The following is an 11,772-nucleotide window of genomic DNA, read 5'->3' as shown; positions in this document are numbered from 1 at the left end:
TGGGGGGGGGGGGCCCCCCCCGCCCGGCGCGCGGCGTCCCAACCCCCGACCCACCCACACCCCCGCCCCCCGCCCGCGGGGGGGGGCGGGGGGGGGGGCGGCGGGGTCGTGCCTGCTGTGCGGGAGGTTGGCGGCCGGTCAGGGCGCCGGCGTCGCCTCGGTCGAGCCGCTCGGCGACGGCGTCGGGGTCGGCTCGGGCGTCGGGGCGGTGACCTTGAGTTCGATGGTCACGGTGCCGCCGCCGGGCGCGGTCAGACGCAGCAGGAAGGTGCCGGCCTCGCCGTCCGCGTAGATGTCCGGGAGCGTGAGCAGACCGTTCTCGTCCGTCTTCAGGCCCGTGAGCGTGCGCAGCGGATTGCCGTCGGCGTCCTTGAAGTACGGACCCTTGGTGTTCGTCTGCGGCTCTTCCGCCGAGGTGATCATGGTGGCGGTGAGAGCGACCGACGGGGCGACGGCACCGTCGAGGGTGGCCTTCACCAGGACACGGTCGGCGAACCGCTCGCCGGTGGTGGCGGTGAACTCCTCGGCGTCGCCGCGGACCAGGGTGTCGGCCGTCCGCTCGGTGACCGTCGCGGAGAAGTCGACGGGCGCGAGCGCCCGGCCCACGACCGTGGCCCGGACCGTGAACGTGCCCGGCTTCTCGCCCGCCCTGACGGGCGGCGCGACGGCCTTGCCCGCGGAGCCGGTGGTCACGGTCACGCTCTTCGCCACACCCCCGAGGTTGGCGTCGGTGGAGCCGACGATCTCGAAGCGCACGGCGAGCCCTGCGACCGGCTTGCCGTTCACGTCGAGCGCGAGGACGGTCGGACGGCCGGCGAAGACACCGCCGGCGGTGGCCGTCAGGGCGCCCGTGCCGGCGTCCTTGATCCGGGTCACCTTCGCGGTCGCGGGCGGGTCGACGGGCGGCTTGGTCGGGGGCGTGGTGGGCGTGGACGGGTTCGGCTTGGGCGTGCCCGTCGAAGGAGACGGTGCGGGGGTGGTCGGCGTCTGCGTCGGCCCGGGCGTGGTGGTGCGGGGGGTGTCGCTGCGGTCCACCGGCAGCTGACCGGTGCCGTCCGGCACCTGGTGGGTGCCGCGCTTGTAGTACTCGAACCAGGAGAGCACCGTGTGCAGGTACTCGGTCGAGCGGTTGTAGCTGAGGATCGCCCGGTCCAGGTCGGCCTTGACCGCGAGGTCGCGGTTGTTGGCGCAGAGGTAGAGACCGGCGGCCTGGGCGGCGTCGTAGATGTTGTTGGGGTCCTTGCGGCCGTCGCCGTTGGCGTCCTGACCCCAGGTCGCCCAGGTGGAGGGGATGAACTGCATCGGGCCGACCGCGCGGTCGTGCGTCGCGTCGCCGTCGAAGGCGCCGTTGTCGGTGTCCGATATGTTGGCGAAGCCGACACCGTTGAGGACCGGGCCGAGAATCGGCGAGTCCGTGGTGCCGTTGGCGTCGACACGGCCGCCGCGCGCCTGCCCGGACTCGACCTTGCCGATGCCGGCGAGCAGCTGCCACGGAAGGTTGCAGGCGGGGTCGCTGGCCCGTATGGACTGTTCCGCCCGCTTGTAGGCGGCGAGCACGGACGCGGGTATGCCCGCCTCGGCGGGGCCGGTGATGATGGGCAGGTCTATGGAGGTGCCGGGCTTGTTGGGCGTGTTCAGCGGCGGGAGTTGGGTGTAGTACGGGGAGTCGCCGGTCGCCGTGTCGTCGGGGGACGCCGGTGTGTCACCGACTCCGACGGGCCGGTCGCCGCTCGCGTTGTCCGAGGGCGGCGGGGTCACGCCGGGCGCCTGCGAGGCGGCCAGCGCCGCCACCGCCGCGGCCACGACGGCACCGCTGGTGGCTCCCCTGCGCAGCCGGCGGCCGAATTGCGCTGCCATACGTCTGGTCCCTCCCCCTCGACTGCACCCGCGCTCCCCGCGCGTGAACACAGGAGACCCTATGACACCTACGGGCCCCGGAACACCGTGGCCTGACCGTGTTTCACGCTTTCGTCACCTCTTGGCCGCCCACTGTCCCTTCACGATCGCTCCCGCATACTGGGCGTGATCGCCGACCCTCGGCCGCAGGGGAACTCCGTTGGTCGGCGCGGATCCTGAGGGGGACGTTCCGATGCCGTTCACGCTGAGTCATGCCGCCGCGGTGCTGCCCGGCATCCGCCGCGACGGCACCGCACGCGGACCACTGGTCGCCTCCGCGCTGGTGGCGGGTTCGTTCTCGCCCGACATGACCTACTTCGCGGCCACGGCGATCCCGGACGCGATGCCTTTCGGCGATGTCACGCACTCCGTCCTGGGAATCGTGACCGTCGACGTGCTGATCACCGCGGCCCTGGTGGCGGCGTGGCTGATGGTGCGTGAGCCGCTGGTGGCCCTGCTGCCGGCCCGGTGGCGGGGGCGGGTGTACGGGTTCGTCCGCGGCCGCTCCTGGCGGGGGCGGCCGATGGCGCCGCTGGCCGGCTGGTTCGTGCTGTCGGCGGTGCTCGGCGCCACGACCCATGTGGTGTGGGACGCCTTCACCCATCTCGACCGCTGGGGTACGCGCGCGATCCCGTTCCTCGGCGAGATCGTGGCCGGCTTTCCGGTCTATCTCTATCTCCAGTACGGGGGTTCGGCGCTCGCTCTCGTCCTGCTGGGGTGGTTCACGGTACGGGCGCTGCGGGCGGCCGCCGGTGACATCGCGGCGCCCCCGGCCGTGCCGGTCCTCGGCCGGCGGGAGCGCCTGCTCGCGGGCGGGCTGATCGGTCTGTGCGTCCTGGCCGGAGTGGTGCACCGCTGTCTGCGCTGGTACGCGTACTGGGGCCGCATCGAGACGCCTCTGGACATCGTTCCGACGGCCTGCTTCGGGGCCGGCGCGGGCCTCGCCGTCGGGCTTGTGCTGTACGGGGCGGGGATGCGGCTGCGGAGGACCGCGCCGTCCCCCGGGGCGGCGCGGACAGGGGATCATGAGCCGGCGGACTCCCGCCCGGGGCGATGACCAAGGCCTTGGCGACTCCCGCCCCGACGTAGCAGGGCCCCCACGGCCGTGGCCGTGGGGGCCCTGTCGCGTCAGTGCGCCGCGGACTCCCAGTCCTCGCCCACGCCGACCGAGACGTCGAGGGGGGCGCGGAGGGTGACCGCCGAGGACATCTCCCGGCGGACCAGGGACTCGACCTGCTCGCGCTCGCCGGGGGCCAGCTCCAGCACGATTTCGTCGTGGACCTGGAGGAGCATCCGGGAGGTGAGACCCGCCTCCGTCAGGGCCCGGTCGACGTTCAGCATCGCGACCTTCACGATGTCCGCCGCGGTGCCCTGGATCGGGGCGTTGAGCGCCATCCGCTCGGCGGCCTCGCGGCGCTGGCGGTTGTCGCTGTTCAGGTCGGGGAGATAGCGGCGGCGGCCCAGCATCGTCTCGGTGTACCCCGTGGCGCGCGCCTCGTCGACGACCCGGCGCAGATAGTCGCGCACCCCGCCGAAGCGCTCGAAGTACGTGTCCATCAGGGCACGCGCCTCGCCCGCCTCGATGTTCAGCTGCTGGGAGAGGCCGAAGGCCGAGAGCCCGTACGCCAGGCCGTACGACATGGCCTTGATCTTGCGCCGCATCTCGGCGTCGACCGCGGACCGCTCGACGCCGAAGACCTGCGAGGCGACGGTGGTGTGCAGGTCCTCGCCGGAGGCGAACGCCTCGATGAGGCCCTCGTCCTCGGACAGATGGGCCATGACGCGCAGCTCGATCTGGCTGTAGTCCGCCGTCATCAGGGCCTCGAAGCCCTCGCCCACGACGAAGCCGTGCCGGATCGCCCGTCCCTCGTCGGTGCGCACCGGCACGTTCTGCAGGTTCGGGTCCGTGGAGGACAGTCGTCCGGTCGCGGCCACCGTCTGGCTGAAGGTGGTGTGGATGCGGCCGTCGGCGGCGATGGTCTTGATCAGGCCCTCGACCGTGGAGCGCAGCCGGGCCTGCTCGCGGTGGCGGAGCATGATCACCGGCAGCTCGTGCTCGGTCTGGGCGGCCAGCCAGGCCAGCGCGTCCGCGTCCGTGGTGTACCCGGTCTTGGTCTTCTTCGTCTTCGGCAGGTTCAGCTCGCCGAAGAAGACCTCCTGGAGCTGCTTGGGCGAGCCGAGGTTGAACTCGTGCCCGACGGAGGCATGCGCCTCCTTCACCGCCTGCTGGACGGCGCCGGCGAACTGCTGCTCCATGGCCTCCAGGTGGGCCCGGTCGGCGGCGATGCCGTGCCGCTCCAGACGGGCCAGCAGGATGGAGGTGGGCAGCTCGACCTCGTGCAGGAGCTCCCGCGCCCCGACCTCGCCGAGCTTCTCCTCGAAGGCCGCGCCCAGGTCGAGGACGGCGCGGGCCTGGGTCATCAGGGCCTCGGCCTCGGCCGTGTCGTCGGCGCCGAAGGCGAGCTGTCCGTCGGCGGCGGCCGCCGGGGCGAGCTCACGGCCCAGGTACTCGACGGAGAGCGCGTCCAGCGCGAAGGAGCGGCGGCCCGGCTTGACCAGATAGGCGGCGAGCGCGGTGTCCATGGTGATGCCGGCGACGCTCCAGCCGTGCTCGGGGAAGACCCGCAGCGCGCCCTTGGCGTTGTGCAGGACCTTGGGCCGCTTCGGGTCCGCGATCCAGGCGGCGAAGGCCTTCTCGTCGGCCTCGTCGAGCTGGGTGGTGTCGAACCAGGCAGCGGCGCCTCCGGCGGCGGCCAGCGCGATCTCGGTGACGCTGCCGGTGCCCAGGGCCCAGCTGTCGACCGTGGCCACGCCCAGCGGCTCGGCGCCGTGCTCGGCGAGCCAGGGCGCGAGCTCACCGGCGCCGAGGACGGTGCCGTCCAGCTCCACACCGGCGGCGGGGGCGGCGGGCTGCGCCTCGGCTGCGCCCGGGTCGACGGCGAGGAGCCGCTCGCGCAGCGAGGGGTTGCGGATCTCCAGGGTGTCGAGGACCAGCGCGACGGCCGTGCGGTCGTACGGCGCGCGCTCCAGGTCCTGGACGGTCCGCGGCAGCTCGACGTCCCGCACCATCTCGGTGAGGACGCGGTTGAGCTTGACCGACTCCAGGTGGTCGCGGAGGTTCTGCCCGGCCTTGCCCTTGACCTCGTCGACCCGCTCCACCAGCTCGGCGAACGAACCGAACTGGTTGATCCACTTCGCCGCGGTCTTCTCGCCGACGCCGGGGATGCCGGGCAGGTTGTCCGACGGGTCTCCGCGCAGCGCGGCGAAGTCCGGGTACTGCTGCGGGGTGAGGCCGTACTTCTCCTCGACCTTCTCGGGCGTGAAGCGGGTCAGCTCGGAGACGCCCTTGGTCGGGTACAGCACGGTCACGTGGTCCGTGATCAGCTGGAAGGAGTCGCGGTCGCCGGTGACGATCAGGACCTCGAAGCCCTCGGCCTCGGCCTGGGTGGCGAGCGTGGCGATGACGTCGTCGGCCTCGAAGCCGTCGATCGCGAACCGCTGCGCGTGCATCGCGTCCAGCAGCTCGCCGATCAGCTCGACCTGCCCCTTGAACTCGTCCGGGGTCTTGGAGCGGTTCGCCTTGTACTCCGGGAACTCCTCGGAGCGCCAGGTCTTGCGGGACACGTCGAACGCGACGGCGAAGTGCGTGGGCGCCTCGTCGCGGAGCGTGTTCGCCAGCATCGACGCGAAGCCGTAGATGGCGTTGGTCGGCTGCCCGGTCGCGGTCGTGAAGTTCTCCGCCGGCAGCGCGAAGAACGCCCGGTACGCCAGTGAATGCCCGTCCATGAGGAGCAGGCGCGGACGGTTGTCTTGGGTCTTCGATGCTGTCTCAGCCACGGGGACGATCCTGCCACGGACCACTGACATTCCCGCCCCCGTCGACCGACGGGCACGGGCTGTCCGTGCCGCGTGACAGGATCGGGTACGTACGCCACACGACGACCGCTCAAGGGAGAGCGCGATGGTCAGCAAGCCCCCCGCCGGCGACCCGGTCCAGGACGCACCGCAGGTCGCGCCGCCCCAGCACGCCGCCGCCGGGCTTCCCGCCGTCGCCCACACCCTCAAGATCGCCCAGGCGCAGATGGGGGTGCGGCGCACCGCGCGGACCCTGCTCAAGGTCAATCAGAAAGACGGCTTCGACTGCCCGGGCTGCGCCTGGCCGGAGGCCGACAAGCGACATGTGGCGGAGTTCTGCGAGAACGGGGCGAAGGCGGTCGCCGAGGAGGCGACGCTGCGCCGGGTCACGCCCGACTTCTTCGCCGTGCACCCGGTGGCGGACCTGGCGACCCGCAGCGGGTACTGGCTGGGGCAGCAGGGCCGGCTCACGCAGCCGATGTATCTCCCCGAGGGTGCGGAGCGGTACGAGGCGGTGACCTGGGAACGGGCGTTCTCGATCATCGCCGAGGAGCTGACCGCCCTCTCCTCCCCCGACGAGGCGCTCTTCTACACCTCGGGCCGGACGAGCAACGAGGCCGCGTTCCTGCTTCAGCTCTTCGCCCGCGAGTTCGGCACGAACAATCTGCCGGACTGTTCCAACATGTGCCACGAGTCGTCCGGTTCGGCGCTCAACGAGACGATCGGGATCGGCAAGGGCAGCGTCTCGCTGGAGGATCTGCACCAGGCCGACCTGATCGTCGTCGCCGGGCAGAATCCGGGGACGAACCACCCGCGGATGCTCTCCGCCCTGGAGAAGGCGAAGGCGGGGGGCGCGCGGATCATCTCGGTGAACCCGCTGCCGGAGGCCGGCCTCGAGCGGTTCAAGAACCCGCAGACCCCGCAGGGCATGTTCAAGGGCGCCGCGCTCAACGATCTCTTCCTCCAGATCCGCATCGGCGGCGACCAGGCCCTGTTCCGGCTGATCAACAAGCTGATCCTGGAGACTCCTGGCGCCGTCGACGAGGAGTTCGTCCGCGAGCACACCCATGGGTACGAGGAGTTCACGGCGGCCGCCCGCGCGGCGGACTGGGACGAGACCCTCGCCGCGACCGGTCTGACCCGCGCCGAGATCGAGCGCGCCCTGGAGATGGTCCTCGCCTCCGAGCGGACCATCGTCTGCTGGGCGATGGGCCTCACCCAGCACAAGCACTCCGTGCCGACCATTCGCGAGGTGGTCAACTTCCTCCTGCTGCGCGGCAACATCGGCCGGACCGGCGCGGGCGTCTGCCCGGTCCGCGGGCATTCGAACGTGCAGGGCGACCGCACGATGGGGATCTTCGAGCGGCCCGCGCCCGCCTTCCTCGACGCCCTGGACAAGGAGTTCGGGATCGTCTCGCCGCGCCACCACGGCTTCGACGTGGTCCGCTCGATCCAGGCGCTGCGCGACGGCGAGGCCAAGGTCTTCTTCGCCATGGGCGGCAACTTCGTCGGAGCCACCCCCGACACGGAGGTCACCGAGGCCGCGATGCGCCGGGCCCGGCTGACGGTCCACGTCTCGACGAAGCTGAACCGCTCGCATGCGGTCACCGGCACGCGCGCGTTGATCCTCCCGACGCTCGGCCGTACCGACAAGGACGTCCAGGCCGGCGGCAAGCAGTTCGTCACGGTCGAGGACTCGATGAGCCTCGTGCATGCCTCGCGCGGCAATCTGCCGCCCGCGAGCCCGCATCTGCTCTCCGAGCCGGCGATCGTGGCGCGGATGGCGCGGGCGGTGCTCGGCGCCGCCTCGGCCACCCCCTGGGAGGAGTTCGAGAAGGACTACGCCACGATCCGAGACCGCATCGCGCGCGTGGTGCCCGGCTTCGAGAACTTCAACGCCCGCCTCGCCGCAGACCCGGGCGGCTTCGCGCTCCCGCATGCCCCGCGCGACGAGCGCCGCTTCCCCACCGCCACCGGCAAGGCGAACTTCACGGCCGCGCCCGTCGAGTACCCCACGGTGCCCGAGGGCCGGCTGCTGCTGCAGACCCTGCGCTCGCACGACCAGTACAACACCACGATCTACGGCCTCGACGACCGCTACCGCGGCATCAAGGGCGGCCGCCGGGTCGTCCTGGTCAACCCCGAGGACGCGGCGGCGCTCGGAGTGGCGGACGGGTCGTACACCGACCTGGTCAGCGAGTGGAAGGACGGCAGCGAGCGCCGGGCGCCCGGCTTCCGGGTGGTGCACTATCCGACGGCCCGGGGCTGCGCGGCGGCGTACTACCCGGAGACGAACGTGCTGGTGCCCCTGGAGTCCACGGCGGACGTCAGCAACACCCCCGCCAGCAAGTCCGTCATCGTGCGTCTGGAACAATCACACTCCGCCTAAGCGTTTGCTCAGGCGGATCAGGGTTCAGCGGATCGATGGATCAGCAGCCGTACGAAGACGAACGGAGCCGGGCCGATGGGTGAGCAGCAGCATGTGAAGTTCCCGCAGGAGGTCATCGACGAGTACGCCGCACTCGGCGTCGATCTTCCCGCCCTCTTCTCTGCCGGACACCTCGGCAACCGCATGGGTGTGCAGATCATCGAGGCCTCGGCCGAGAAGGTCGTCGGGACGATGCCGGTGGAGGGCAACACCCAGCCGTACGGTCTGCTGCACGGCGGCGCCTCCGCGGTCCTCGCCGAGACCCTCGGCTCGATCGGCTCGATGCTGCACGGCGGAGTCTCCAAGATCGCGGTCGGCGTGGACCTGAACTGCACCCACCACCGGGGGGCCCGCAGCGGCCTCGTGACCGGTGTGGCGACGCCGGTCCACCGCGGCCGCTCCACGGCGACGTACGAGATCGTGATCACCGACGAGCAGGACAAGCGGGTCTGCTCGGCACGTCTGACCTGCATGCTCCGTGAGATCACGGCCAAGGACGCCGACAACCTCCCGGACGCGGGCAAGGACGGCGGCGCCGCGAGCGCCTGACCGCGGACCCGCCACCGCGATCCTTTCCCGGCCCGGGACGGACACCTCCGTCCCGGGCCGGGCCATGTCGGGGCAGGCCGAGCGGCGCGGTGCCGGATCGAACCGCGCCGCACCGGGCCATGCCGGACCGCGCCGGGCCGGACTGCGCCGTGCCGGGCCCTGGTGCGGCAGCCCCAGGGGGTGCCGAGCACCGACCCCCTGCCCATGGGCCGCGGATTCGGGAGCGATCAAGCCCCGCGGTCACCGGGTGTCACCGCCGCGCGAACCGATACGCCTCCCGGCCAAGAGCCGGAGCGCCCATTCCGGAGGGTGCGGAGCCCCCTCTTCCGGGCAGCGTCGGGGGCACGGCACTCAGGACTCCGGAACACCGGCCCCCGGACGCGGAACGTCGGCTTCCGAACGCGGGGCCCGCCGACCGCCCCCTCCCGCCGCCGCACGGAAGTATCGACTTCCGGACACCGAAGCCCCCGTCCGCCCCGCCGCGGGCCGAAGGGCGGAGCCACGCCACGGGGCGGCGGTGTCCGAATCGAGGCGCCGGCCACGTTCACCGCGCTCAACGCCGCACGGATCCGGCTCCGCACGACCGCACCGCGGGGCAACAGCGGTACGTGTCAGGGCGATTCGGACGGACCGAACGTCGCCGGCTGGACCGACCCACGGGCCCTCACCACCCCCGCCCGGACCCCGCGACGCCACGCACGTGGTGCACCGGCTCGACCCGACCCGCGCCCGCACCCCCTCACGCCTCCTCCCAACTGCCTTAATCAGCCAGCCTGTTGTGCCCTCGCACGAGATCCCCTAGCGTCCCGGGCATGAGGTTCCCGCCGCACGGGCCGGCAGGGACCGCGCTGGCCGCGGTCCTGACCGCCGGCGCTCTGGCCACCCTGCCCGGCTGCTCGGACGACAGCCCCGGCCCGGCGCCCGAGCGGCCCAGGACAGCGGTGGACATCTGCGCCGACCTCGTCGCGTACTGGGTGAAGGAGGCGCTCACGGGGAGCAAGTGGGCGGGGCTCGACTGGGAACAAAAAGGGCTTTCCAACGAGCAGTTGAAGATCCACGACGAGGTCCTCACCGGCGCCCGGGCCAAGGAGCGCCGGGAGGGACGCGAGGTCGCCCTGGCCTTCGCCGACCAGGAGACCCGAAGACGGTGCGCGTCGGCGAACGGGGCGACCGGGAGCTCGGAGAACTGGAAGCCGCCCCCGTAACGCTCCGTGACATCCGCGCAGTGTTCGAGCGGGCGCCGCAGTCGGCGTTCCGTCCGCTGACGTTTGGGCGGGTGTCCGATATCCGGAGACCGTCACAAGCGGTCCGACAGGAGCAAGATCTGCTCAAGCCCCTTAGCGGAACTGCGCGTTCTCACTATGTGAACAGCACATTGCTGACCGATATGCCCCAGTTTGCCCACCCCCTGTCCACCTCCTCTCCCCCTCGCGATAACAAGACAGTCACATCCTGACCTCCCTGCTCCCTACCTCCCTCACCTGCGCTTAGAGTCACCGCCAGTCACCGCGCCGCCGGGCGCGTCCACTGCACGGCCCAGCACCACCCAGTCATCCCCAGTACGGCCCGGCATTCACAAACGGCACCTCCGGCTCCACGCTTAACGGCACCGCCTCAGCTCGAGGGGGCCGCGCCAGGGAAAGGATTCATCGTGCGACACCGTTCCTTGCTCATCCTCACCACCGTGATCACCACGGGAGCACTCACCCTCACCGCCTGCGGTTCGCGCGACGACAAGGGAACGAGCGACAACTCCAGCGGCACCACCACCGTCGTCATCGGTGTCGACGCGCCGCTCACGGGCTCGCTCTCCGCGCTGGGTCAGGGCATCAAGAACTCCGTGGACCTGGCGGTCCAGACCGCCAACAAGAACAAAGAAGTCCCGGGCGTCACCTTCAAGATCGAGGCCCTCGACGACCAGGCCGTCCCGGCCACCGGCAAGGCCAACGCCACCAAGCTCGTCGGCATCAAGGACGTCCTCGGCGTCGTCGGCCCGCTGAACTCCGGCGTCTCCCAGTCCATGCAGGCGGACTTCGACAAGGCCAACCTCACGCAGGTCTCCCCGGCCAACACGAACCCCTCGCTCTCGCAGGGCGACAACTGGGGCAAGGGCGACTTCAAGCGCCCCTTCAAGACCTACTTCCGTACCGCCACCACCGACGTGATCCAGGGCAAGTTCGCCGCGAACTACCTGTTCAAGGACGCCGGCAAGAAGAAGGTCTTCGTCGTCAACGACAAGCAGACCTACGGCGCCGGCCTCGCCGCGATCTTCTCCGACGAGTTCAAGCGCCTCGGCGGCACCGTCGTCGGCACGGACTCGGTCACGGTCAAGGAGACGGACTTCTCCTCCACCGCCAACAAGATCAAGGGCTCGGGCGCCGACTCCGTCTACTTCGGCGGCCAGTACCCCGAGGGCGGCCTGCTCTCCGACCAGGTCAAGAAGACCGGCGCCAAGATCCCCACCATGGGCGGCGACGGCATCTACGACCCGGAGTTCATCAAGGCGTCCGGCGAGGCCAACGACGGTGACCTGGCCACCTCGGTCGGCTTCCCGGTCGAGAAGCTCCCGACCGCCAAGAAGTTCATCGCCGACTACACCGCGGCCGGCTACAAGGACCCGTACGCGGCCTACGGCGGCTACTCCTACGACGCCGCGTGGTCGATCATCCAGGCCGTCAAGGCCGTCGTCGCCGCCAACAACGGCAAGCTCCCCGACGACGCCCGCGCCAAGGTCACCGAGGCCATGTCCAAGGTCTCCTTCGAGGGCGTGACCGGCAAGGTCTCCTTCGACCAGTACGGCGACACCACGAACAAGCAGCTCACCGTCTACCAGGTCAAGAACGGCGCCTGGGTCGACGTGAAGTCCGAGACCTTCAAGGACTGACCCCCGCACCACCCCGTAACACGCACTAAATGAACCAAGCCGCGGGGGGGGGGGGGCCGGGGCCCCCCCCCCCGGGGGGGGCGGCGAGCGCCGGCGAGGCCCCGCGCGGGGCGCTCAACGGCCCCCCAGCGCCCAGGGGGGCGGTGCATCATCAGACACC

7 protein-coding genes are annotated in these 11,772 nt (G+C 71.3%); 5 read left to right on the top strand and 2 right to left on the bottom strand.

Annotated features, from left to right (window positions below; translation table 11 throughout):
* Positions 1 to 138: 138 nt before the first annotated feature.
* Entirely contained in the window at positions 139 to 1,857 is a 1,719-nt protein-coding gene (locus tag ACFVZW_RS35265) for a lytic murein transglycosylase (RefSeq protein WP_384530386.1), read from the bottom strand.
* A gap of 232 nt (positions 1,858 to 2,089) precedes the next feature.
* On the opposite strand from ACFVZW_RS35265, the gene ACFVZW_RS35260 reads away from it, so the two are divergent.
* Positions 2,090 to 2,953, top strand: coding sequence for a DUF4184 family protein (locus tag ACFVZW_RS35260; protein ID WP_384530383.1), 864 nt, complete (start codon positions 2,090 to 2,092; stop codon positions 2,951 to 2,953).
* A gap of 71 nt (positions 2,954 to 3,024) precedes the next feature.
* Here the strand turns inward: ACFVZW_RS35260 and polA are convergent, their stop codons facing one another.
* Positions 3,025 to 5,733, bottom strand: coding sequence for a DNA polymerase I (gene polA / locus ACFVZW_RS35255; protein ID WP_384530380.1), 2,709 nt, complete (start codon positions 5,731 to 5,733; stop codon positions 3,025 to 3,027).
* A 124-nt stretch (positions 5,734 to 5,857) separates the two neighbouring features.
* On the opposite strand from polA, the gene ACFVZW_RS35250 reads away from it, so the two are divergent.
* The 4 genes from ACFVZW_RS35250 (at position 5,858) to ACFVZW_RS35235 (ending at position 11,612) form a co-directional block, all read left to right on the top strand.
* The gene (locus ACFVZW_RS35250) at positions 5,858 to 8,140 is read left to right on the top strand and encodes an FdhF/YdeP family oxidoreductase (protein ID WP_384530377.1); all 2,283 of its coding nucleotides are present in this window, start codon (positions 5,858 to 5,860) and stop codon (positions 8,138 to 8,140) included.
* A 75-nt stretch (positions 8,141 to 8,215) separates the two neighbouring features.
* A complete protein-coding gene (locus ACFVZW_RS35245) occupies positions 8,216 to 8,728 on the top strand; it encodes a PaaI family thioesterase (protein WP_376446268.1) in 513 nt (170 codons plus the stop codon).
* 812 nt (positions 8,729 to 9,540) lie between these two features.
* Complete coding sequence (locus ACFVZW_RS35240) at positions 9,541 to 9,933, top strand: hypothetical protein (RefSeq protein WP_384530374.1); 393 nt, start codon at positions 9,541 to 9,543, stop codon at positions 9,931 to 9,933.
* Between the two features lie 446 nt (positions 9,934 to 10,379).
* On the top strand, positions 10,380 to 11,612 hold the full coding sequence (locus ACFVZW_RS35235; RefSeq protein WP_384530371.1) for a branched-chain amino acid ABC transporter substrate-binding protein: 1,233 nt from the start codon (positions 10,380 to 10,382) through the stop codon (positions 11,610 to 11,612).
* The last annotated feature ends 160 nt before the right edge of the window (positions 11,613 to 11,772 follow it).

It is taken from the genome of Streptomyces sp. NPDC059567 (assembly GCF_042735655.1).
Taxonomy (GTDB): Bacteria; Actinomycetota; Actinomycetes; order Streptomycetales; family Streptomycetaceae; genus Streptomyces.
The sequence above is the reverse complement of the archived record's forward strand: the minus strand, read 5'-3'. Positions and strand labels throughout refer to the sequence as shown.

Coding starts and splice junctions, on each gene's coding strand:
- ACFVZW_RS35240 (WP_384530374.1), top strand. CDS start 9,541: ATGAGGTTCCCGCCGCACGGGCCGGCAGGGACCGCGCTGGCCGCGGTC.
- ACFVZW_RS35250 (WP_384530377.1), top strand. CDS start 5,858: ATGGTCAGCAAGCCCCCCGCCGGCGACCCGGTCCAGGACGCACCGCAG.
- ACFVZW_RS35260 (WP_384530383.1), top strand. CDS start 2,090: ATGCCGTTCACGCTGAGTCATGCCGCCGCGGTGCTGCCCGGCATCCGC.
- ACFVZW_RS35245 (WP_376446268.1), top strand. CDS start 8,216: ATGGGTGAGCAGCAGCATGTGAAGTTCCCGCAGGAGGTCATCGACGAG.
- ACFVZW_RS35265 (WP_384530386.1), bottom strand. CDS start 1,857: ATGGCAGCGCAATTCGGCCGCCGGCTGCGCAGGGGAGCCACCAGCGGT.